At 43.4% G+C, this 24,064-nt stretch carries 22 protein-coding genes; 19 read left to right on the top strand and 3 right to left on the bottom strand.

Features of this window, described 5'->3' with window-relative positions; genetic code table 11:
- Window positions 1-76: 76 nt before the first annotated feature.
- The 11 genes from ACN6MV_RS21610 (at window position 77) to ACN6MV_RS21560 (ending at window position 12,920) form a co-directional block, all read left to right on the top strand.
- Entirely contained in the window at window positions 77-1,276 is a 1,200-nt protein-coding gene (locus ACN6MV_RS21610; RefSeq protein ID WP_375105437.1) for a D-alanyl-D-alanine carboxypeptidase family protein, read from the top strand.
- Window positions 1,277-1,451: 175 nt separating this feature from the next.
- Window positions 1,452-1,805: an anti-sigma F factor antagonist gene (spoIIAA, locus tag ACN6MV_RS21605; RefSeq protein WP_042129729.1), complete on the top strand. Its 354-nt coding sequence runs from the start codon at window positions 1,452-1,454 to the stop codon at window positions 1,803-1,805.
- The gene (gene spoIIAB / locus ACN6MV_RS21600) at window positions 1,802-2,257 is read left to right on the top strand and encodes an anti-sigma F factor (protein WP_042129726.1); all 456 of its coding nucleotides are present in this window, start codon (window positions 1,802-1,804) and stop codon (window positions 2,255-2,257) included. The genes spoIIAA and spoIIAB overlap by 4 nt, the downstream gene beginning before the upstream one ends.
- A gap of 11 nt (window positions 2,258-2,268) precedes the next feature.
- Complete coding sequence (gene sigF, locus ACN6MV_RS21595) at window positions 2,269-3,024, top strand: RNA polymerase sporulation sigma factor SigF (protein ID WP_042129724.1); 756 nt, start codon at window positions 2,269-2,271, stop codon at window positions 3,022-3,024.
- A 97-nt stretch (window positions 3,025-3,121) separates the two neighbouring features.
- Window positions 3,122-6,055, top strand: a complete 2,934-nt coding sequence (locus ACN6MV_RS21590; protein ID WP_419884797.1) for a PAS domain S-box protein — start codon at window positions 3,122-3,124, stop codon at window positions 6,053-6,055.
- Window positions 6,056-6,093: 38 nt separating this feature from the next.
- Window positions 6,094-6,756 carry a response regulator transcription factor gene (locus ACN6MV_RS21585; RefSeq protein WP_042129722.1) on the top strand — a complete coding sequence of 221 codons (663 nt, stop codon included), beginning with the start codon at window positions 6,094-6,096 and terminating at the stop codon, window positions 6,754-6,756.
- A gap of 205 nt (window positions 6,757-6,961) precedes the next feature.
- A complete protein-coding gene (locus ACN6MV_RS21580; RefSeq protein WP_076121493.1) occupies window positions 6,962-8,560 on the top strand; it encodes a methyl-accepting chemotaxis protein in 1,599 nt (532 codons plus the stop codon).
- A gap of 41 nt (window positions 8,561-8,601) precedes the next feature.
- Window positions 8,602-9,681, top strand: a complete 1,080-nt coding sequence (gene cheB, locus ACN6MV_RS21575; protein ID WP_419884796.1) for a chemotaxis-specific protein-glutamate methyltransferase CheB — start codon at window positions 8,602-8,604, stop codon at window positions 9,679-9,681.
- Window positions 9,682-9,916: 235 nt separating this feature from the next.
- A complete protein-coding gene (locus tag ACN6MV_RS21570; RefSeq protein ID WP_419884795.1) occupies window positions 9,917-10,684 on the top strand; it encodes an ABC transporter ATP-binding protein in 768 nt (255 codons plus the stop codon).
- Window positions 10,674-12,662, top strand: coding sequence for an FtsX-like permease family protein (locus ACN6MV_RS21565; RefSeq protein WP_419884794.1), 1,989 nt, complete (start codon window positions 10,674-10,676; stop codon window positions 12,660-12,662). Before ACN6MV_RS21570 ends, ACN6MV_RS21565 begins: the two co-directional genes overlap by 11 nt.
- 36 nt (window positions 12,663-12,698) lie before the next feature.
- Entirely contained in the window at window positions 12,699-12,920 is a 222-nt protein-coding gene (locus tag ACN6MV_RS21560) for a hypothetical protein (protein ID WP_042129712.1), read from the top strand.
- Between the two features lie 91 nt (window positions 12,921-13,011).
- Here ACN6MV_RS21560 and ACN6MV_RS21555 read toward each other — a convergent pair whose 3' ends face one another.
- Window positions 13,012-14,019, bottom strand: a complete 1,008-nt coding sequence (locus ACN6MV_RS21555) for an ABC transporter substrate-binding protein (RefSeq protein ID WP_419884793.1) — start codon at window positions 14,017-14,019, stop codon at window positions 13,012-13,014.
- Window positions 14,020-14,232: 213 nt separating this feature from the next.
- Between ACN6MV_RS21555 and ACN6MV_RS21550 the strand changes: the two genes are divergently transcribed.
- The 6 genes from ACN6MV_RS21550 (at window position 14,233) to ACN6MV_RS21525 (ending at window position 19,720) form a co-directional block, all read left to right on the top strand.
- Entirely contained in the window at window positions 14,233-15,291 is a 1,059-nt protein-coding gene (locus ACN6MV_RS21550) for a FecCD family ABC transporter permease (RefSeq protein ID WP_042129709.1), read from the top strand.
- Between the two features lie 2 nt (window positions 15,292-15,293).
- A complete protein-coding gene (locus ACN6MV_RS21545; protein ID WP_419886790.1) occupies window positions 15,294-16,328 on the top strand; it encodes a FecCD family ABC transporter permease in 1,035 nt (344 codons plus the stop codon).
- Window positions 16,329-16,371: 43 nt separating this feature from the next.
- On the top strand, window positions 16,372-18,087 hold the full coding sequence (locus ACN6MV_RS21540; RefSeq protein ID WP_375103472.1) for an ABC transporter ATP-binding protein: 1,716 nt from the start codon (window positions 16,372-16,374) through the stop codon (window positions 18,085-18,087).
- 42 nt (window positions 18,088-18,129) lie between these two features.
- A complete protein-coding gene (locus tag ACN6MV_RS21535; RefSeq protein WP_419884792.1) occupies window positions 18,130-19,170 on the top strand; it encodes an NAD(P)/FAD-dependent oxidoreductase in 1,041 nt (346 codons plus the stop codon).
- Window positions 19,171-19,311: 141 nt separating this feature from the next.
- On the top strand, window positions 19,312-19,548 hold the full coding sequence (locus tag ACN6MV_RS21530; protein ID WP_042129705.1) for a hypothetical protein: 237 nt from the start codon (window positions 19,312-19,314) through the stop codon (window positions 19,546-19,548).
- A 31-nt stretch (window positions 19,549-19,579) separates the two neighbouring features.
- Window positions 19,580-19,720, top strand: a complete 141-nt coding sequence (locus ACN6MV_RS21525; RefSeq protein WP_419884791.1) for a hypothetical protein — start codon at window positions 19,580-19,582, stop codon at window positions 19,718-19,720.
- Window positions 19,721-19,859: 139 nt separating this feature from the next.
- On the opposite strand, the gene ACN6MV_RS21520 is transcribed toward ACN6MV_RS21525, so the two are convergent.
- Both ACN6MV_RS21520 and ACN6MV_RS21515 read right to left on the bottom strand, forming a co-directional pair.
- Entirely contained in the window at window positions 19,860-20,885 is a 1,026-nt protein-coding gene (locus tag ACN6MV_RS21520) for an ABC transporter substrate-binding protein (protein ID WP_249923658.1), read from the bottom strand.
- 103 nt (window positions 20,886-20,988) lie between these two features.
- A complete protein-coding gene (locus ACN6MV_RS21515) occupies window positions 20,989-22,575 on the bottom strand; it encodes an ABC transporter substrate-binding protein (RefSeq protein ID WP_419884790.1) in 1,587 nt (528 codons plus the stop codon).
- Window positions 22,576-22,806: 231 nt separating this feature from the next.
- On the opposite strand from ACN6MV_RS21515, the gene ACN6MV_RS21510 reads away from it, so the two are divergent.
- Together ACN6MV_RS21510 and ACN6MV_RS21505 are read left to right on the top strand one after the other, a co-directional pair.
- Entirely contained in the window at window positions 22,807-23,166 is a 360-nt protein-coding gene (locus tag ACN6MV_RS21510) for a (2Fe-2S) ferredoxin domain-containing protein (protein ID WP_042129701.1), read from the top strand.
- 214 nt (window positions 23,167-23,380) lie between these two features.
- Window positions 23,381-24,010 carry a GNAT family N-acetyltransferase gene (locus ACN6MV_RS21505; protein ID WP_419884789.1) on the top strand — a complete coding sequence of 210 codons (630 nt, stop codon included), beginning with the start codon at window positions 23,381-23,383 and terminating at the stop codon, window positions 24,008-24,010.
- The last annotated feature ends 54 nt before the right edge of the window (window positions 24,011-24,064 follow it).

The following is a 24,064-nucleotide window of genomic DNA, read 5'->3' as shown; positions in this document are numbered from 1 at the left end:
GAATAATTTTCACCCTTTCTGACGAAACTGGAACACAGTACCTGTGATATGAAGGTTAACGTTCAGGAGGGGAACCATTGTGAGAAAATTGCGTTTTGCTGTGCTTGTGCTCTGTATTGCTGTGTCGGTTCTAGGACCTATGTCAGGCGCTTATGCAGAGGAAAAAAACAAGGACTCTGGCAGTAAAGCTGCCGCTGTAGACCTCGCACCGGGAGCACGTTCTGCGATTTTGATGGACGCTGGTACCGGCACTGTTATTTATGAGAAGAACAGCCATGATAAGCTGCCTCCCGCAAGTATTACGAAGATTATGACGATGTTACTAACGGTGGAAGCGCTGGATGAAGGTAGACTGCAACTGACGGATAAGGTGCGGACAAGTGAATATGCGGCTTCGATGGGCGGATCGCAGATTTTTCTGGAGCCGGGTGAAGAAATGACGGTAGACGATATGCTCAAAGGCATCGCTATGGCGTCTGGTAATGATGCTTCTGTCGCTATGGCGGAAAAAATAGCGGGTTCAGAGAGTGCTTTTGTAGACTTGATGAATAAACGTGCAGAGGAGCTGGGTCTAAAAGATACCCATTTTGCCAACTGTAACGGTCTTCCAGCCGCCAATCACTATTCCTCAGCATACGATATTGCGGTCATCAGTCGGGAACTTTTGAAGCATGATCAAATTATCAAATATACGGGTTCCTATCAGGATTACTTACGCAAGGATTCAACCAAACCGTTCTGGTTGGTGAATACGAACAAGCTGGTGCGTTTCTACACTGGTGCTGATGGACTGAAGACAGGGTATACTGCAGAGGCTAAATTCTGTCTGTCCGCTACAGCGGCGAGAGATGGCCTGCGTGCAGTCGCTGTTGTGCTAGGCGAACCGAACACAAAGACACGCAACAGTGAAGTCTCAGGCATGTTCGATTACCTGTTCTCGCAATATAAGGTACACACGATCCACAAAGAAGGGGATGCTATCGGCACCCTCAAGATCGAAAAGGGCGTAAAATCGGAGCTGCCGATCACAGCGAAAGAGACGTACAGTGTTCTTTTGAAAAAAGGTGTGGCCCAAGAAGGCATTCGCCACGAATTAGTATTGCCGGAAAGCGTGAAGGCTCCAGTGGCTGAAGGTCAATCTGTAGGCAAGCTGGTTGTCTACCAAGGTACCCAAGTGATTAAGGAATATGATTTAAAAGCTGGGGAAGCTGTGCCGAAAGCAGGCTGGTGGAAGCTCTTTAAGCGTACAACAGGCTCGATGTTCGGCGTAGATTAAAAACAGTTTTTTTGTAGATTACTCCCATGTACTCTGTAGATTCATAGGGGTTTTCTTCTAGTTTTGTCGTGAGGCAGGATTCCTGATTTGCCGCGTAGAAAACCTTGTCCTTGAAGGGAATTAGTACCGTCTTTCAAGGTCAGTTTTCAAAGCAACGAAGAGGAGAGTGGCAAGCATGAATTCTCATGTGGAGATGGAGCATCACAGAGGTGTGTTGATTGTCCGTTTATCAGGGGAGCTGGACCATCACGCAGCAGATTTTGTAAGAATGGATATGGATGAAGCGATTATGCGTGGTCAGGTATCGCATTTAGTTCTTAGTCTTAAGCATCTGCAGTTTATGGACAGTTCAGGCCTAGGCGTGATTCTGGGAAGGTATAAACTGATCCACAGTAAAGGTGGAAAAATGGTGGTGTGTGATGCAACGGCACCTGTGAAGCGGCTGCTGGAAATGTCAGGCCTGTTCAAAATCATGCCCCTATATGACGACGAGAGTACTGCACTCTCGGATTTGGAGGTTGCGTTATGACAAATAGTAAGGCTGGTAACTTCATGAACGTGCAGTTCGCTGCACGCTCGGAGAACGAATCGTTCGCGCGTGTAGTCGTAGCGGCGTTCGTTTCCCGGCTTGATCCTACGATGGACGAGCTGAATGATCTGAAGACAGTCGTGTCGGAAGCGGTCACCAACTGTATTATTCATGGGTATGATAGTGATCCGGAAGGCATTGTGACCATTTCGGCATCACTGGACAACGAAACCGTACATCTAACCATTGAGGATCAAGGACGGGGCATCGAGGATTTAGAGCTGGCGCAACAGCCGCTGTATACCTCTAAGCCGGAGCTGGAGCGGTCGGGCATGGGCTTTACTATTATGGAGAATTTCATGGATGAATTTGAAGTCACTAGTGAACCGGGACACGGTACTTCTATCTCAATGAAGAAAACCATCGTCTCGAAAAAAGCTTTATACAATTAGGGGTTGGAGCCATGGATGCAGAGTCAAAAAAAGCTCCGCCGACCTATTTGGACGATGCGGAGGTCAAACGTCTTATCGCGCTCAGTCAGGCCGGAGATAGTCTTGCCCGTGACACACTTGTAAGCTGTAATATCCGACTGGTCTGGTCGGTAGTACAGCGGTTTATGAACCGCGGGTATGAGCCTGACGATTTGTTCCAGATCGGTTGCATCGGACTACTGAAGTCCGTAGATAAATTTGACCTCAGCTATGAGGTCAAGTTCTCCACTTATGCTGTGCCGATGATTATCGGTGAGATTCAGCGTTTCCTTCGTGACGATGGCACCTTGAAGGTCAGTCGTTCCCTTAAGGAAATGGCTAACAAGGTCCGTAAAATGAAGGATGAAATGTCTAAAACACTTGATCGTTTGCCTACGATCGGTGAAGTTGCGGAAGCACTAGGGGTTACACCCGAAGAAGTGGTATTCGCTCAAGAAGCCAATAAACCGCCGACTTCTATCCATGAGACGGTGTTCGAGAATGATGGAGATCCGATCACGCTGATTGATCAAATCGCTGACGAATCACAGGAGCGTTGGTTCGATAAGCTGGCATTAAATGAAGCGATCGGAGGCCTCAGTGAACGTGAACGTCTGATTGTCTATCTTCGTTACTATCGTGATCAAACGCAGTCGGAGGTCGCCAGTCGTTTAGGGATCTCTCAAGTGCAGGTATCCCGGCTGGAGAAGAAAATACTTCAGAATATCCGTGAGCAGATTGCTCAGTAGGATAAAGTTATTCATGTAATGACGCTTGTAAAATAGCGAATTAGAACAAAAAGCCGCCCCGAGAAGGGGGGGCTTTTTATGTGGAGATGATCTCAACATGCATTCACTCGGCGACGAGAATGTGATCACATGGTCTATGGATATGGAAGAAAATCTGCTGACGATGTCGAATATTTTAGAGGAATGGGTTGGTTGCACAAGGAAGACTATACCACGCAACCCTAATTTTTTGCGGGAATTTGTGTATGTAGTGGATCTTGATCGATATGATGCCTACATGCAAAGATTAACTGCTGGTCATATCAGTAGTCTTGAGTACCGGATGCAACTACCTACTGAAGGACTAAAGTGGGTTCAAATGATCGGCACGCCAATCCTAAATAAGGAGAACAAGGTTTACCGAATAGATGGAGTTATGCTGGACATTACTGAACAAAAAACAGCGCAAATACAGTTGGAAAGCTCGTATTCATTGTATCATCAGATGTTCTCTAATCTTGACGTGGCGATTTGGTCTTATGATTATGTAACTAAGAAAGTATTGTTTATATCGGATGCCGTCCTTAATATCACCGGTTATTCCGTTGAACAGGCGAAAGAAGATGATTTTTGGTTCCGTATTGCTCATAAAGAAGAAACCCCCTCGATTGAAGAGATCCTAACAACGGCTCGGCAGGGGATTCCAAAGCTTAGTGAATATCGTATTATCCACGCAAGTGGAGAGCCTCGATGGATACAGGTAAGAATCATACCCAGTCTGGATGAATTCCATACGGTAGTTCGGCTTGACGGAATCTTGGCAGATATCACTGAAAGAAAGTTGATGAAAGAGGCTTTGCTCAAAAGTGAACAGCGTTATAAGTCCTTATTTGACTATAACTCAGACGTCGTATGTGAGGTGAATCTGCAAGGTAATATTTTGGCAATCAATTCTACGGCAGAGCAAATTACTGGAGAATCTATAAGTATGGTTGGAGAGAATTTGTCCATCATGAATCTATTTGGAGCAGAGAATATACCGAGGATGTTAGATTATTTTGAAAGAACAGTACGGGGATCTGCTCAGCATTATGTTGTGTCCTCTTCCCGTAAGGATGGATCAGTGAGCCACTGGTCTATGAAAAATATCCCGATTTATGTGAATAGTCGTATTATTGGTGTTTTTGTGGTTGCTAGAGAGATAACATCAGCTGTAGAAGTAGAACACAAGTTGGCGCAGCGTGAAGCAGAGTATAGACTTATTATTAATAACATGAAGGATATGATGGGGGTTCTGGATCAAAAAGGTAATTTCATTTTAGCCTCCCCTTCCTGTGAGATCCTGATCGGTATTCCTGTAGGCTTAATCAAGGACACTACCATACTTGAGTATATCCATCCAGATGAGCAAGAAGGCTTGCGAGAACAGATCTCAAATATTTTTCGGACAAAAGCAAGCAAGATGTTTTACAATCGTTTTATTCATTCAAAAGGTTATATCCTAAATTTAGAATGTCTTGCTACTCCCGTTCTAAGTGAGGATGGAGATGTAATGAACATTGTGATAGTTGCAAGAGACATTACGAAGAGAGTTCAAATGGAAAAAGAACTAAGGGAAAGCGAGGAACTTAATCAGCAGCTGATCAAGATGTCGCCTGAAGCGGTCGTTCTCCATAGCGATTATAAGTTTGTGTATGTGAACTTTTCTTGTCTTGGATTATTTGGTGTTTACGATGAGAGTCAATTGATCGGTAAAAATATTTTCAATTGGGCACATCCGGAATTTCTGTCGCTGGCAAAAGAACGAATGCGTGAAATCTATAAAGAGCCCTATAGAATCCTAGCACCAATTGAACAAAAGGTTGTACGTTCAGATGGAACGATTATCGATGTAGAGGTAACAGCTAGCTCCATTGTGCACAAAGGAAAGGTCGCATGTATCTCGATATTTAGGGATATAAGTGATCGCAAAAAAGCAGATGAAGACAGAGAACATACAGAGCAGATTATTCGTGAGAGTGAGGAACGGTATTTTCACTTGCAAACGAGTCTGGATCAGTTCTCCCAAGACCTTTTTGGTGTCATGAAGATTAGCCATATGGAACAGCGGTTGCTTAGAGAGGTCAGAGACACTCTGCAGATAACCAATATACATTTTATCGAAGTTGAATCTAACAGTGATAAATTATGTGAAATTATTGAGACTGAGCAAGGGTATTCACTCAAGATAGGGGAGTCCCGAGGAAAAAGCTACTTACTATCGATTAACGAGAAGACGGTTTTATTGGAAATCAGTTCTATTCGTGTGTGGCTGGAGACCATTACCCGTTATGTCAGTGTTCTCTTTGATCATTTTTTGCTTATCGAAGATTTAACGAAAGACCTTGAGCTAGCGGCTTCCAAGCATGTGGCTCCTACTTGGCTTCTCCGCTTTATGTTTAATTTATCCGAGAATGAGCGAAAACGTCTTGCTCAGGATTTACACGACTCAGCGCTTCAAGAACAAATTATCTGGTATCGTAAGCTGGATCTTCTCTTAGGTGAAAAGTCCATCAATGGGGAGTTTAGAGAACAGCTAGAACAGATAGCTGAAGGCTTACTGGATGTTATCTATCAACTGCGGATTATTTGTAACGAGCTCAGACCTCCTGCATTAATCAATGAAGGTCTTATCTCCTCGCTGGAGACGTTGTTTGAATTTACGCAGCTGCGTACCAACTACCAGATTTATTTCGAGGTTGAAGCATTTACACATAAGTTGGATGATGAAGTGCTTATAGGTTTGTACCGTATTGTGCAAGAGCTTTTAGCGAATGCAGCGAAGCACTCTTTTGCGACTGAAGTCCACATTACCTTAGCTAGTGAAGACAATCATATTCATTTGAATTATAAAGATAACGGAATTGGAATGAATCTATTAGGAGAGGACTCGCTTACAAGTATGGGTATTTATGGAATGAAGGAAAGGGTTCGGAGTATGGATGGGACGATAGCATTCCACTCGCCAGAGAAAAAAGGATTAGCAGTCTATATATCTATACCTGCAGATTAATCATGCGGTATAACAATTAAAGAGGGGTAATCATAGGCATGATTCAAATATTGTTAGTGGATGACCATCCATCAGTTATGGAAGGGACAAGAATGATATTAGAGCAAGAAGGAGATATGAAGGTTACTCTAGCCATTTCAGCTCATGAGGTGCTTGAAATGGTGAGTAGTCATTCTTTTGATGTAATGTTATTTGATCTTCATATCGCAGATGTGAATGGGATTGATTTGGCGAAGCAAGTATTAACCATGAACGCGGATGCGATTATCTTAATCTATACCGGATATGAATTTACCAACAAATTTAACCTGATGATCGAATCGGGGATATTTGGGTTTATCTCAAAAACGACGAATAGAGAGCAGTTAATTACAGCGGTACGCTGTGCATTAAGAGGTGAAGTCATTCTACCGCGAACCTTAGTCAAGCAGCTAAGAAAAGTACCTCCAAAAGGATTAGAAATTAATGATGAACAAGCAGTCTCCAAGATTAGCAAAAGGGAACATGAAATGCTAACGGAAATTGCAAAAGGAAAAAGTAATAAAGAAATAGCGGAGATTGTGCTGATGAGTCAGCGATCGCTCGAATATAGTTTAACGAATTTGTTCCAAAAGCTAAATGTGAAATCTAGAATTGAAGCGGCTATAAAAGCTAAACGGTTAGGAATATTGAAGGACTCAGATTTTACTAATTCATTGTGAAAATACGTAACAATCTCATAGATTGAAATCCCGATCACTGGATGGTGAGACGGGATTTTTTTGTTTTTCGCTTCTTGGCGGGGGTGCGCAATAATTTTGCGCGGTCACGCCAATTTTTTTCGGTTACCATATTCTGCTTACAGTTTATGATGAAATAGTTCCTAAGAATTACTAAAAATTGACTAACGTAATGAGGTGCAGAAGGGTGAAATGGTTTTATAATTTGAGGACAGCGGTAAAGCTAATCTCAGCATTTGTGTTGGTATCAGTCATTTTATGCTTTGTAGGATTCTATGGAATAAGCAATTTGAGTAAGATGGATGAGTCCATCGAGGATATGTATAATAATCGCTTAACACCGATTGCCTATCTCGGTGAAGCGAATGAGCTTTTTTTAACAAATAGAATAAATATCCGAGATATTAATACGATGGCCAAAACCGAGGTGAAGAAAAAAGAGTATCAAGATAAAATACATAAGAACGTCCAAAGCATTGAAGGCATCATGAGTAAGTATAGTAAGACAAAATTGAGAGAAGAAGAGTTAAAGAAGATGAAGACTTATCCCGAGATCTGGCAACGCTATATTACCAGCGTGGATCACGCGATCGAAGTGGATAAAACCAATATCAGTAATGAAGAGTATACGAATTATTTGCTAACAGGAGATTTACAGCTGGCTACTACAGAGATGACGGATTTCCTGCAAGGTTTAATTGACATCAATATGAAGCAGGCGCAGGGATCCAGTGATAGTGCTAATAAACTATATCAATCCTCTCGGTTAATTACCTTTAGTGTTACGATTATTGCACTTCTGATCAGCGTGGGTTTTGGCTATCTAATCTCGCAAATCATAGCACGGCCTCTAAATCAAGTGATGCGCCTGCTAGGTAAAGTAGCTAATGGGGACTTAAGCGAAACTTCGAATCTAAATTCCAAGGATGAGATCGGAAAACTCGCGAATTCTGTGAATGAAATGGTTCTGAACTTAAGGCAAACTGTGGGGGGGATTTTGTCCTCTGCAGAAAGTGTCTCGGCGGCTGCGCAGCAGATATCAGCCAGTACAGAGGAAGTGGCTAGCGGCAGTATGAGTCAAGCCACTGCAGCACAAACGATGAATGAGTTGTTCCGGGAATTGTCTGATGCAATAAATTCAGTAGCCCAGAGTGCAGAGCATGCCTCTGAGCTGTCAGATCAAACCATGCGTATCGCTCAGGACGGTGGTCTCGTCGTTACGAACTCTATACAAGGAATGACTGTGCTAAATAATCAAATGTCTAGATTAGAGGAAGACTCCGATAGAATTGGAGAGATTATTGCAGTCATTGATGATATTGCAAAACAGACAAATCTTCTGGCGCTAAACGCAGCTATAGAAGCCGCTCGTGCGGGTGAACAGGGTCGAGGTTTTGCCGTTGTGGCGAATGAAGTAAGAAAGCTAGCAGAGCGGAGCAGTGAGGCTACGAAACAAGTCACGAACATCATTAAAGAAATGCAGAAGAATACACACCAAAGTGTGAATGCGGTAGTTGAAGGCGTAGCTTTTTCACAAAAAAATGGGGAAGCCTTTGATCATATTATCTCTATGGTGAACGATACCGCTCATAAAGTAACAGAAATCGCTGCTGCCAGTGAAGAGCAGGCCGCGCAGTCATCAGAGGTGCTGTACTCGATCGAGAGTATATCGGCAGCAACAGAAGAAATGGCGGCAAGCAGCAGTGAAACGGCAACAACGGCTAATGCATTAGCACAGCTTGCGGAGGAACTAAATGCACTCGTATCTATTTTTAAAGTGAAGTAATCAGTGTCATGGGGATCATCATTGATAGGAGAGGAGAAGTAGTGCAAAAGATAAAGGTGCTCGTTGTAGCTACTTCAGTAATGATGCGGAAACAGATATCGAACCTAATTACGGAGGATTCAATTATCGAGGTTATTGGAGCAGCTCGTAATGCATCCGAAGCGGTTAGCATGGTTCAAGAACTCAGGCCTGATGTCGTGACGATTGATATAGAAGTGCCGGAATTGAATAGTTTAGTAGCACTCTCTAGTATTATGTCACAGCGTCCAACCCCTATCCTAATCCTAAGCTCAGGATCAAAGGATGGAATAATAGCAACCATCACGGGTCTACAGAATGGAGCCGTAGATTTTATATCCAAGCCAACTCAGTTATATGGACTTGATTTATCCCATATAAAAGACGAGCTCATATTCAAAATTAAACATGCTGCTCAAATTCCATTGCGAACCCTTATCCTTAACAATATAACTGTTTCCAAAGTGATTACAGGACAACAGGCAGAAGACAATTCTAAAACTGAGTGTATAGAAGAATTCGATCAAATTATCGCCATAGGGTGTGGAGTAGGTGGACCGAAGGCGCTTGAAATCGTAATTAGCTCACTCCCGGCGAACTTCCCATACCCCTTGTTAATCGTTCAGCATATGCCGCCCAAGTACACGAAGGTATTGGCAGAACGATTGAAGCGGTTCTCAAGTGTACAGGTGGTTGAGGCGAAGAATGATCAGTTGGTGCGCGGCGGAACAGCCTATATCGCACCTGGTAATTGTCATATGACCGTAGTTCAACAAGGGCAAGCATATAGAATCAAACTACACAGGAAAGCTCCGGTGAACGGGCACCGTCCATCCGTGGATGTGTTGTTCGATTCGATCTCAGGTTTAAAAAGCTTGAAGCAGCATTTGATTCTGATGACCGGAAGGGGTAACGATGGGTCGAGAGGGATGCTAAAGGCCAAACAAGCTGGCGCCCAATCTACAATGGTAGAATCGCAAGAGACTTCTATTATAAATGAAATGGCTGAAGCGGCAATGGCGCTCGGGTGCGTGGATGATGAGGTTCCTTCGCACTTGTTAGCCTCGAAGGTTATGGAGGTTACGGGGGAGCTACAGCGTTAGATTAGAATGAAAAGGGTCTCCTTTGGAGGCTCTTTTTGTAATGTTACAGTCTTTTTGTTATTTCTACGTTATATCGGTGATGCCCTCTTAATCTCTGCTTTATAAAAATAACCCAAACCTCTGTGAGCAATCTAACAACCGAACGCACCACTAACCTTTATAGTATTAGCAGAAATGCAATAATTCCATTTAATGTTAATCACTCCGAGCTATGAAGGGGAAGGTGTGAGCAAGCATGGCCATCCTAGAAGTAGAGAATCTCTCAAAAGAATATAAAGGCAAGGGCAAAATAAATGTATTTCGGGCGCTAAACGGGATAAGTCTGAGTGTGGATAGCGGCGAGTTTGTAGCGATTATGGGACCTTCGGGAAGCGGTAAAACGACACTGCTGAACATCCTTAGCGGAATCGACACGGAGTATAGTGGGGGAGTACGGATTGCAGAGACTAGTATAAGTGAGATGTCTAAGAACGAGCTTGCACTGTTTCGTCGGCAGCGAATGGGGTTCGTTTTTCAAGATTATAATCTGCTTGATAGCCTGACCCTACGGGAAAATGTAATGGTGCCCATGGTGCTGGATGACCAAGAGGTAGACGACATCAATACCAAGACAGATGAGGCGATAGTACTCTTTGATCTGGGCGAGGTGAAGGATAAATATCCGTATATGGTTTCAGGAGGACAGCAGCAGCGAGCGGCGATTAGCAGAGCGATTATTAATGATCCGGAGGTGATTTTTGCGGACGAGCCAACGGGGAATTTGGATTCCAGATCCTCAAGTATAGTGATGAAGACCTTCGCCAAGCTGAATGCTATGAAAGGAGCGACGATTGTGATGGTCACGCATGATCCTTTTGCGGCCAGCTATTGTAATCGCGTGCTTTTTATCAAGGATGGGAAGACTCTATTAGAGATTACTAGAGGAGATAAAGAGCGGAGAGCTTTTTTCGATAGGATTCTGGAGAGTCTGGTCTGCATTGGAGGGGGGGAAGATGACCTTTAGGAGAATGGCTTTTCAGATTTTCAAGGCCAACCTTAGAAGGTATTTGTTATTTTTCCTATGCAGCAGCTTTACGATCATGGTCTTTTTCGCCTTTTACTCCCTGTATACGAACCCTGATTTTAATGATCCCTATCAAGTGAATGGGATGGTGTCCGGTAATTTATATGCTCCTTTCTTGGTTATGAGAGTCTTTGCTGTTCTTTTTATTGTATATGCCCAAATGGCCTTTCTGAAATTTAGAAAAAGCGACTTTGGGCTGTTAATGGTTCTAGGAATGACGAGCCACAATATCCGGAAAATCATATTTTTTGAAAATAGCATGATTGCATTAGCTTCGATTCTTACGGGTTTAGGTGCAGGGACGGTCTTCTCCGGTCTTTTCTTCTTCATCATCTCGTTGTTTGTTAATATAGGGGATAGTGCGTTTTCACTAACGCTGGATAGTTATCTGTACACCATCAAATTCTTCGGGATGATTTACATAGTTGTAATTGGAATCCATTTATTATTAACATTGAGATACAACATTGTACGCCTTCTAAAAGAATCCAGGACCGCAGAACGTAGCCTTCTACATGGTAAAATCACCACAGTCATCGGAGGTTTACTGTTGGGGATTACTGTTTTTGATATGATCACTCAGTACAACCCTGATGATGCCCGTAGGATGTTAATCAACCTTGGAGTAAGTATGGTGGGTGTCTACTTGCTGCTGTCAGGACTTGGCGACTGGATGAAACTCATCTTCTCGAGATCAGCGAAAGCTTACCACAAGCATTTGATGTTTAGCTCCGATTTGAATTATACCCTTGGGCGCTCCAAAATAGTGCTTTCACTCATCACCTTCCTCGTTTTCATCACGATTTTCTTAAGCGGTATTATCTTTTATATCACCTGGGATGCTGAGAATATTGCTGTGAAAAACAACCCTTATGATATTTCCTATGCAGAAGTATTTGGAAAAAATAGTATTCCACTAGAGACACTCAACGAAATCACGGATCATGGTGCTACACCGCTGCTGTCACATCAAGAGCTGCAGTATATTGACTTGTTCTATTTTAAAGTGTTTTTGGACCAGAACATCAACACTTTAATCGGCAGTGATTATCATGTGGAGAATGGTCACTTTCTAAATCTTGCCTTAGTTGCTCGAGGCGAAGAATGGAAGAACCAAAGACCGGAAATGCCGACCTTCGATATGAAGCTTTCTACCGGGAACCGTACGTTACATTCACAAGGTCTCGTATTAAAAATGATATTTAATCCTGTGCCGAATCTCATGAATGGTCTTCATGTCATAGTAAACGAAGTTGATTATAAAGCGTTGAAAGCGGAGAATATGGATGCGATCGGGAGTCTTCAACTCCTAAATTTCAAGGATTGGAAAAAGACTTCAGGTATAGATGCTGAGCTAAATGCGGCTTTAGCCAAATATAATAAGGACCATACGAAATCCTGGTATGGAAATGATCGGCAAGAGGCGCTCGTATTTTCTACGAAGTCTAGAATAAGTGAGTATTTACAGTTGAAGGAGTCCGGCAAATTTGGGATCATCGTCATTACATTCGTTGGTCTAATATTCTTTGGGGCTTCTGGTATAGTGCTTCATTTCAGTATCCAGACCGATTTAGAGCGAGAGAGGATCAAATTCAGGAAGTTGAATAAGATTGGAATCACTTCTAAAGACGTGGCTCAAATGATTGGCGGCCCCTTAAAAGTGTTGTTTTTTCTCCCGTATGTACTAGGTATTGCGTTAGCTACTGTGTATGTTGTAAGTTCTTCAAGATTCGAAATGTCCGTAGCTCTGGCACCATTTTGGTTTTGTTTGTTAGTAGGTGGGGCTTATCTTTTATTTCAAGTCCTCTTTTATTATCTATATACCAAAATATATACTCGCAAGATGCTGGATCATCTCCAACTACTCGAAGTTCCCTTAACAGAACAAGATTCGACACCCATTTACCTTAAAATATGATAGTGTATAACATACAAAACTATAGGGGGATTCCATTTGAAAAAGATTTTTTCCAGAATTGCAGTCGCATTAATGATTTTGACCCTTGTTGCGATAGTCACCTGCTTTTATATTGGTGAATTCACCTATGCGTATGGATTAATTTTGGTGCTGTTTTTCGTATTTGCGGGGATGGGGCAGCTCTATAAGCTTAAAAATGATGAGTATATGTACAAAAAATTAAATAACACCGATGAGTATAATGGATATACTAGATGATATATATTTAACAGAAACTTCTTATGTATAATCAAAACACCCCACTTTAGGCGATGCCTAATCAGTGGGGTGTTTCTTTATGTGTCTATTCTTATTTCTTACCGTTACGCTCAAGAATCATATCAACGAACAGATCGATTTGTGCGGTAATTGCAATAGGATCATAGCGATAGAACGTATCAAAATCGTTGTAGAACAGATGGTCGTTCTTCGCAGCAGCAAGTCCGTTCCAAACAGGTGATTCCTTCAGCTCTTTCAGCTTATCGCCTTTTTTATCAGGATCATAAGTGGTTAGGAACATGTAGTCCGCTGCATATTCTGGCAATAGCTCCATGGACAGCTGCAGTGTTTGGTTGTCGTTGCTGTTCTTAGTAGGCATTTTCAGCTTAAGCGCATTATAAAGGGCTTGTCCACCACGACCAGCATTATTACCGAAGGTCCAAAGCTCACCTTTGTCAGTCAGCTCATAGATTCCGAAAGTATCATTTTCATTCACAATCCCTTTAAGCTTCTCACGGCCTTCAGCGGCCTTTTTCTCAAAGTCAGCTATGAATTGTTCAGCTTTGTCAGGTGCCCCTACAATATCACCGAACAGTTTTACGGTTTCATAGATATTCGTAGCAGTTCCGTAAGGGATATGAATGGTTGGCGCAATTTTGGATAAAGCATCGTAATTATCATCGTACATAACGACAATTAGATCAGGTGCAAGCTCTAAAGCTTTCTCAGCGTTGACTGGAGCACCGACATCTTGTGTGTTTTTGAGTAAATCTTTCAAGAAAGGGTTGTCAAAAGTACTAGGTTCAACTCCTATAACGTTAGCTCCAACGGAAAGCAATTCACCGCCATAATAATCGGTAACGATACGCTGAGGTTTAACTGGAATTTGCACAGTACCTTTGGCAGTTTCATAGCTGCGCATTTCAGCATTGGAAGCATCAGGAGCAGGCGTTGCCTCTGCACTCGGCGCAGTTGTTGCTTCGGTTGTAGCTGTTGGTGTATTAGATGAAGCATTGCTATTTCCCCCGCAGGCGGTCACAAATACGGACAATAACATTGTGAGTGCCAGGATGGGGAAGAGGGTCTTTCTTTTAAACATGGTAAACCTCCCTATGTATACATGCTAATTAATAATAATGAGAATCATTATCATTAATATTTTCAATTTGAACTTTATCAAATGCAAGAATGCCTGTCAATGCAATAAATTAAATAGTAGCAATTAAATCTATCTATTGCCAAACCTAGGAAATGTAATTTACAATAGGCTAATGATAATGAGAATCAATTTCATAGAAATAGGGTGGCATTCATGAATCAACAGATAACTTCCAGGATAGGAGCCGATAAAGGAGCTGTTAAACGAGAATTTCGTTCACGACCTTGGGCGGCAACATTAATCCTGGTTGGCGGTCTGGCGCTATTATTATTAGGTATCGCTGTTTCCGTCTCCTTTGGCGCAGCAGATATTAAGCTGTCTGTAGTGTGGTCAGCTGTATTCCACTTTGATCCGGAAATCATGGATCATCAGATTATTAGAGAATTAAGATTACCTCGTGTACTTGGCGGGGCAATGATAGGGGCCAGCTTTGCAGTTGCAGGTGCCATTATGCAAGGAATGACGCGAAATCCATTGGCAGATTCAGGTCTGATGGGTATCAACTCAGGTGCAGGATTTGCGCTAGCATTGTGTTTTGCTTTTTTTCCAAATTTATCGTTTATGTATTTGATTCTATATTCATTCGTGGGTGCCGGCGTTGGCGCGGGTGTGGTATACGGAATTGGATCACTTGCAAAGGGCGGATTAACTCCTGCTCGGTTGGTACTGGCGGGTGCTGCTTTTAGTGCGCTATTATCGGCACTCAGCGAAGGGGTAGCTTTATATTTTCACATTGGGCAAGATTTGGCTTTCTGGTATGCGGGAGGCGTGGCTGGAACGAAGTGGATTCAGCTCAAAATCATGTTCCCTTGGATAGGGGCGGCATTAATTGGTGCGATGATAATCTCCCGATCGATCACAATGCTCAGCTTAGGTGACGATGTTGCGAAAGGTCTAGGCCAGCGCACAGGGCTTGTGAAGTTGGCAGGCGCGTTAATTGTATTGATTTTGGCCGGATCATCGGTTGCCGTAGTCGGTGCAGTTGGTTTCATTGGACTTATTATTCCGCATTTAACACGATTTTTTGTGGGTGTCGATTACAGATGGATCATTCCTTGTTCGGCGATTCTTGGCAGTCTGCTTGCAGTATTTGCCGATCTAACAGCACGGATGATTAATCCGCCTAATGAAACGCCACTTGGCGCCATTATAGCACTGATAGGTGTACCTTTCTTCCTTTATCTTGCACGTAAAGAAAGGAGGGAGCTGTAATGATGGAGAAGACGACATTCGGTTCCTTCGAAGCCGCCAAAAACAAACGGGGCTTAATTATCATGATTTCGTTGGCTGTACTAATTGTGATTGCTTTTATTATTAGTATGAATACAGGATACATACGTTTGACTCCTATGGAGCTGATTAATACATTGTTCGGTAGAGGCACTGATAAGCAGGAATTAATCTTGTTTCAGTTTCGGCTTCCACGTATTGTGATCTCCGTTCTGATTGGTGCAGGTCTGGCAGTGTCTGGAGCTGTGATGCAAGGCGTCTTCCGTAATGCCTTGGCGGATCCTGGAATTCTAGGGATTAATGCCGGCGCAGGAATTATGGTGATGCTGTTAATTTCTTTTTACCCGACGGCGACCGCGGCTCCAGTGTATCTGCTGCCAATGGTAGCGTTCGTCGGTGCGGGGCTAACAGCTGCCTTAATCTATGCTCTAGCTTATAAGCGGCACCAAGGAATATCGCCTATGCGCTTACTGTTGACTGGTGTAGCTGTCGCAGCTGGGATGAGTGCAGCTATGATCGTGCTGACGCTCCGCTTAGATCCAGAGAAGTACCAGTTCGTGGCTACCTGGCTTGCGGGCAGCATTTGGGGAACAAGCTGGAAGTTTGTACTTTCTCTCCTGCCGTGGATTCTTATTCTGGTGCCTTATGTAATCTATAAGGCAAGAGTGATGAACGTACTGAATCTAGGGGAGCAGACTGCTGTGGGACTTGGTGCCGCAGTAACGAAGGAACAATTTCGACTTCTTGCGGCTGCAGTTGGGTTAGCAGCGGCGAGTGTCGCTGTCAGCGGTGGAATTGGTTTTGTGGGATTGGTCGGACCCCATTTGGCGAGACGGCTGGTTGGACCGAAGCATCAACTCATGCTTCCAACCTCGGCACTGCTTGGGTCACTGCTCGTTATTACAGCGGATACCATTGGACGCTGGATCCTTCAGCCGTCTGAGATTCCTACGGGTATCGTTGTAGCAGTAATTGGAGCACCATACTTTTTGTATTTGTTAGCCCGTACGAAATCTTGATGAAAGTAGGCTGATCTCTCACCAGAAGGAGCGAATTCTTACCATGTTGCGTCGTTTTTTTGCTTACTATAGGCCCTATAAGGGATTGTTTATTCTTGATTTTTCTTGTGCTATTGCTGCTGCACTACTAGAACTAGTCTTTCCATTAGCTGTTAACCGGGTAGTAGATGATCTGCTGCCAACAGGCAATTGGAGATGGATCCTCTATTCCTGCCTCGGCTTGCTGGGGATATATATTGTCAGCGCCTTTATGCATTTTGTCGTCACTTACTGGGGGCATAAGCTGGGGATTAATATCGAATCGGATATGAGAAAGAAGCTGTTTGATCGAGTACAAAAGCTGTCTTTCAACTTTTTTGACAATAACAAGACGGGTCATCTGGTATCCCGTATGACAAATGATCTGATGGATATCGGTGAGATTGCCCACCATGGACCGGAGGATCTCTTTATAGCAGTCATGACGCTGCTCGGTGTATTCGGCATCATGCTGAGTATCAATTGGCAATTAGCTATTCTGACGTTTGTGATCGTTCCGCTTATGATTTATTTATCCATGTACTTCAGCCGAAAAATGTCTAAAGCCTTTCACATCATGTTTGCGGACATTGCCGACTATAACGCTCGCGTAGAGAACAATGTGAGCGGGATCCGCGTTGTGCAAGCTTTTGCTAACGAGAATCATGAAATTTCCCGCTTTGCGGTGAATAATGAGCGCTTCCGTATTACGAAGCTGATGACCTATCGGATTATGGCATGGAACTCCTCTTTTAGCTTTGTATTGATGAAACTAGTCTCTTTATTTGTCCTACTGTGCGGAACCTATTTTGTGATTCAGAAGCAAATGACTTACGGTGAATTCATTGCATTTGTGATGTTGTCCAATGTTTTCTTAGGACCGTTGCAACAGATTAACTCAGTCATTGAGACGTATCCCAAAGGGATTGCAGGCTTCAAACGTTATCTCGAACTGCTGGAGACGGAGCCGGATGTTGCTGATGCACAAGATGCGAAGCCAGTTCATCATCTTACGGGGAATATAGCCTTCCATGATGTGGCTTTTGCCTATAGCGATAAAGAAAAGGTACTCGAGCATGTGAATCTATCAATTCCAGCAGGAGAGACCGTTGCTCTGGTTGGTCCATCGGGTGCGGGTAAGACAACGTTGTGTAGTTTGCTACCTCGCTTCTATGATGTAACTGAAGGCAACATTACTATTGATGGAATGGACATTTGCTCCATGACGCTTGAATCTCTCCGTTCCCATATTGGGATTGTACAGCAAGATGTGTTTCTGTTTGACGGAACGATCCGTGAGAATATTGCTTACGGGCGGTTGGGTGCCTCCGATGAAGAAATCTGGGAGGCAGCGCGGCGCGCTCAACTGGAAGAACTGATCAAATCCCAGCCTGCTGGGCTGGATACGATGATCGGGGAGCGGGGCGTGAAGCTCTCTGGAGGTCAGAAGCAGCGGCTGTCCATTGCCCGGATGTTCCTTAAGAATCCAACGATTCTCATTCTAGACGAAGCTACATCAGCACTGGATACTGAGACGGAGTCCGCTATTCAGGAGGCGCTTGCGGAGTTGTCACAAGGGCGTACGACGCTTGTTATTGCACATCGGCTGGCAACGATCAAGAATGCCGACCGTATCGTTGTTGTTGCGGAAGGCGGTATCGCAGAACAAGGCAGACATGAAGAACTGTTACAGACAACCGGAATTTACAGCCGATTACACGAGGCTCAGTTTGGGGCGTAAGCAGCTCAGAACATCGATAGAATATACTATTGGAGGGACATAATGAACAATCAACTGGAATTATACGATGTAACGATTATTGGCGGCGGACCTGCTGGGATGTATACAGCTTTTTATAGTGGAATGAGAGACCTAAAGACGAAATTGATTGAAGCGAAGGATGAGCTCGGGGGGAGAATGCTCGTATATCCTGAGAAAATGATTTGGGATGTAGGTGGGGTAACACCTGTACTATGTAGTCAATTGATAGATCAGCTTGCTCAACAGGCACAGACCTTTGACCCTACGATTATTTTTGGACAGCAGATCACGCATCATGAGCGTCTGGAAGATGGAACTTATATTCTGACCTCGGCTACAGGTGAGCAGCATTGGACTCGTACGGTCATCCTGGCTATTGGTTACGGAATTTTACAAATGGCTAAGCTCGAAATTGAAGGTGCGGACCGTTATGAGGTGACGAATCTTCATTATACCGTTCAGGAGCTAGAGCCATTCCGTGGTAAAATAGTACTGATCTCCGGCGGAGGAGACTCCGCAGTAGACTGGGCGAATGAACTGGAGTCCATCGCAGCAAGTGTAACGATTGTACACCGTCGCGAACAGTTTGGTGGTCATGAGAAAAATATTGTGCGAATGAAGGAATCCTCAGTTAATGTTCGCGTGCCCTACGCAGTAAGCCAATTACACAGCAGTAATGGTGAGACCATTGATCAGGTTACGATTAGCCATATCGAAACAGGTGAGAGTGAGCAGTATGAGGTAGATGCTGTTATTGTTAATCATGGCCTGAAAAGCGATTTTGGTCCGTTACGGGAATGGGGCATTGATATGGGCGAGTGGTGTGCGAATGTGAGCGGAAAGCTGGAGACGAATCTTCCGGGTATTTTTGCAGCAGGTGACTTTGTGGATTATAGCAGTAAGGTCCGGTTAATCGCCGGAACCTTTACCGATGCAGTGCTTGCGCTGAACAGCGCCAAACTGTATATGGACCCCTCTGCACCTAAGGCTGCATATGTTTCTTCTCACAATGAGCGGTTCAAAGAGAAGAATAAGGCGCTTGGCGTCGTTGATGACCATTAATACCGGTAACTTCTCAAGGTATAGAGTTGGAGTTTAGTGTTGAGCGTATAGGGTTTCTTATCCATTTCGAGCGGATAGAAGCCTTATGCGCCTTCTTTATATTTCAAGGTTCAAAGCCGGATGTTCTGGAAGGGAGAAGAAATGAAGCCACACAATCATAACGTGATTCATAGAAATTATAAGTTAGAAGAGGCTGGAATACGCAAGTGTGGAGACATGCATACATCTAATCCTCTTATTGTCAGATCGCCGCTCTTTCTGGCTCCGCTGGACGGAACGGTTCATATTATTGTAGAAGGCGAGGTCGTGATTCTAAAAATAGGTGAAATCCTTTTCTTAAACCTAGGCACGACTTATCAAATGAAAGGAACATCCTGATCTTGTACAAGATGTCGCTTTTAAAGAAGGCTTGGCGTCTCTTTCACACGAAGCCATCCCAGAGTATCTAGGGGAAGCTAATTACGATGTCAAAACCTATTACTTCTCGGATGCTTATGCACTGGACAAGCAGCTTGATGAGATTGTAGCAGTGCTGAAGTCTTTTCAATAAGTTTAAACTCCAATTATGAGATAAAATCTCTTCAGAATGTAATGAGATTTTTGTAGGAATTATAAAAGAATAAAGGGATGTCTGCTAAGCCTCTATGGCTTCGGACATCCCTTTTTACTCTTGCATTATTAATTATTTATTATTTATTATTTATTAGCCAATCGGCGAGGTCTTCGGTCTGGGTTAATACCGCGATAGGGTCATAGTACCAGGAACGTTCTTCTTTCCATACATAGAGGTGTCCATTTTTGACAGCAGGAAGGTTGCCCCAGAATGAATCTGCCTTGTAATCCGCTTCAGTAAGGTTGTTGGAGGTTAAGATAATATAATCTCCGGCATACTTAGCAAGCGCTTCTTTTGAGATTTCCGCCCATTGCTTCTCCATAATCTCTGCTGCCACAGCTGTAGGCGGCTTGCGACCTAACGCCTGATAGATGGGTTGTCCACCTCTACCAAAGTTATCACCATAGACCCAGATGGATTTCCCACCGTCTTCCATGATGGAGAAGGTTGCATCTGCCGGGAGGACCTTGTCCACTTTTGCTTTAGCTTCGGCTATCCGTTTGTCATAATCTGCAAGCCAAGTCTTTGCTTCTTGTTCCTTTCCAAGGAGCTCTCCGAAATAGGTTAATTCTGCATGAGCATCTTTTAGATCCCCGTAAGGCACAATGATGGTAGGGGCAATTTTGCTAAGCGTTTCATAGCTTTCTGCTTGTCCCGAAATAATCAAGTCAGGATTTAGTGCGATGATTTTTTCTGGTGACATTTTACCGTACGCTCCTGTGTCTGCAACACCGGTAAGAGCCTCCTTATAATACATATTTTCTAGGGTCAAACCTGGAGCTCCGATTGGAATAGTATCAAGTGCTATTAGACTTCCCAAGTATTCCTCAGCGACAATTCGTTTAGGATGAACAGGGATTTCAACATCACCTTTTACGGTATTTACTGTTTTGACAGTAGGGGTTTCAGCACTTTCTGCTTCTTGATTCTTTTCGGTTGGTGTTTGGGTTGCTGCTGAATTACTTGTGTTGCTGGTACCGCCTGTATTCTCCACCGAAGTATTGGAATTTCCACAAGCTGAGATGATTAGAATTAACGTCAGCATGAGGGGAAATAGAAGCCAATGATTCCGTTTGGTAGTGTTCTTTTGTAGATTATGCAATTTGTTGTTCCTCCTATGGTAATTGATTATCATTCTCAATAAAAACTTTACAATCTTCTTTGGGTATTTACTATGGACGAATATGATCTTTGCTTGTGCATATTTATGATGTCATCACACGTAGCAATTCTTGAAGCTGTGCTTGAGAAGACAATGGATCAAATCCATAGAACATGTCCGCTTGGTTCAGAATGTATACCCGGTTGTTACGAACTGCATCTAATTGCTTCCAAGTACGGGAATGCAGAAGGCGAGTGAGGCGATTTCTTCCCTCTGATGATGATGGGATGCTAGTGATAATAATATAGTCTGCAGGATAGTTTCCGATTTCCTCAATAGATGAAACAAGATACCCGGAGTCCATTATTCCGTTCTCCATAATGATGGATGGTGGTTTGAATCCAAGATCTCCGTATAAAATCTGGCAACCCCTTCCGTAACTGCTACTGAAACAATACGCTGCTCGGGAACTAAGCTCCCAAACGATGGCTGTCCCTCTTTCCGATCCTATCGAATGGTTCAGTTTCTTATTGGCAGCATGGCAGAGCCCATCGTAATGACCTAACCATTTTTCTGCTCGCTCCCGCCGATTGACTACATCGGCGATCAAACCAAATTGCTCTCGCCAGCTCATTTGCATAAAGGGGAGTTCAATAACCGGAGCAACAGGAGTCAGGAGCTTATTCTCAGGAATACTGTAGCTGATAATGACATCTGGCTCTGCTGAGGCTACTGAATCGAATAGGAGGGAAGAACTACCTTCGCTCATTATTAGTTGTTTGGAAGGTGGAACTTGCTCTAAGCTCCGTTGCCAATCGGAATAAACGCCGAGTTGAGGCATAATTTCCAGTACCCGTAGGATAGCCGTGTGATTGTAGTTCAAGGCTACAATTTTTTTGTTCATGTGCTGATAAGCTGTAGGTGAAATACCGACAAGTTGCTTGAATTTACGGCTCAGATAAGTCCCTTCTTCATAACCAACCTCGTGGGCTAGAGTTGTTAGATTTGGGGAACTTGTGAGGATTCGTTGCTGCGCTTTACGGATTCTTAATAGAGTAATATAAGCACTAAAAGTTTGACCCATGATTTTACGAAAGGTACGAGAGAAGTGTTCGGGGCTTACTCCAGCTAACGTAGCCATCTGCTCCCGTGTGATATCTTCGTTGTAATGAGCTTCTATGTATTCAAATACAATTTCAAGCCAGCTTCCTGATCTCTCCTTTTTTGTAGCCAGTTCCTGATAAAGCTTCGCAATGAATTGAGTGAACAGCTGCTGAACCTTAAACGGTTTCCGATCATCTGGTTCTATCCAAGCACTGTAAAGCTCACCGGACAGTGCCGACAATTGTGTGGAAGCGGGGTCTAATGAGGAGCTGACAGTTAGAAAATAATCCTTATGCCTACGGTTGGCCATGGTGGTGTACTCTATCCATATTCCATGTAACTGTAGCTCTGTTTCCAGCTTCAAATCTGAAGATACGCCAAAAGTAAGGATGCTTCCGGGTTTGACGCTGTGAAGCTCACCATCTATCTCAAGCTGACCTATGCCTTCCCAGACAATCATAATAATAGAGTTAGCTGCTGGGATGTTATCGGTTAGGAAGTGTGAGAGGCCTGTTAGACTACTAATCTTGACTGGCATATAAAAAGAATGGGAATGATGTGGCATCCCGCCGGAATGGATAGGCATGTTTGATATCGCTCCCTTTTTTCAGTGATAATCATTCTCAATTATAGTATACCAGTCTTTCTTTCTATTGACTATAATGGCGCTTATGATAGTGTTTAGAATAATCCGCTAACAGAATTATGTTAACGAATAAGAAAGTAAATATTGGACCCCCGCAAAGTACCTGAGTATGCATCGAAGCTAAGCCTCACTTTGTGGGTATATTTTAGGCATGAAAGGAATGGGGATTTCATGACAACTTGGAATTTACAAGGAACCGTAAGTCATTTGTTGATATGTAATGGTAGCAGCTGCAAGAAACACAAAGGTGAGGAAGTAGCTGAAGCGATAGAAGATGAGATTGAGAAGCAAGGTGCACAGAGTCTTATTCATACGACGGTAACTCGTTGTAATGGTAGATGTTCAGATTCCTGCGTTGTGATTGCATACCCTGAAGGGGTTTGGTATAAAGAGATCACTCCCAAATTAGCGAAGTCGTTAGTACGGAAGCATTTACAGGGTGAGAAACTTGAAGATCATCTACTGTATACATATGATGGTCAGCTGATTGCAGTGGATGACAAGGGAGCTAAAGGGAAGAAGAAAAAATAGCCGTCCATAAATGAAGCTTGGAAGCAAGGGGAATTCGTAGGATATAAGGTTGGAACACCGCCAAAGCGCTGGCGGTTTTTTTATCTTTTCAGAAGGGCAATAGCGTTCCTTTTTGTTCAGCCCGGGATTATGATTGAATGAAAGGAAGATCTAGGGGGAATAGACATGTTTAAGAGGTTTACTGTGAATAATCATGTTCTGGATCTTACAGGATATGGGACTGGAACAGATAAGAGATCTGATACAGAAGCTAGTCGAGTATGTGAAGGATCATGACTTTCCAGGCGTGTCAGGTGAGCCAGAAACGGCACAGTTATTTGCGGAAGCTTTTTGTGAATTTCATGAGAAATTTTTTCATACATATATGATGCTTGAGGCTTATCACTGCCTAGTGGTAAAGAAGCCCGCAAATGTTGAAGGATACTTACGACTTGCGACTGAAGAATACAGTATTACGATTGCAGAATTCATGGCAAGCTTCTCAGAGGATGCTTTTGGCAAACCTGTTCAGCCTAAATTGATGTTTCCAATGGCTAAAGAGGCTGCTAGCTCAGGGAGGTTGTATCTATGGGTTGTAGATGATATCCCAGTCTCTATGGCTAACATCGCTCACCAGACTTCGAGACATGCTCGAATAAATGATGAATATACGCCTCGCGCTCATCGAAAAAAAGGGTATGCTAGCGCAATCGTGGCAGAAATATGTTCACAATTGCTCCATGAAGAGGTAACACCAATGCTTTATGCTAATGCCAAAAACCCGGATTCCAACAAAGTATATCAATCGATTGGTTTTGTGGAGGCGGGCAGAATCGCGGACATCAAATTTGACTTGCGCCCCTAACGTTGACTATGCTATTAAAAAGTGAATAAAATAACACTTCATATAAGGTGGCGC

Origin of the sequence: Paenibacillus sp. B-A-8 (genome assembly GCF_048572915.1) — a bacterium.
Lineage (GTDB): Bacteria > Bacillota > Bacilli > Paenibacillales > Paenibacillaceae > Paenibacillus_AQ.
Note: the sequence above shows the minus strand (reverse complement) of the source record. Positions and strands in the feature narration are given on the sequence as shown.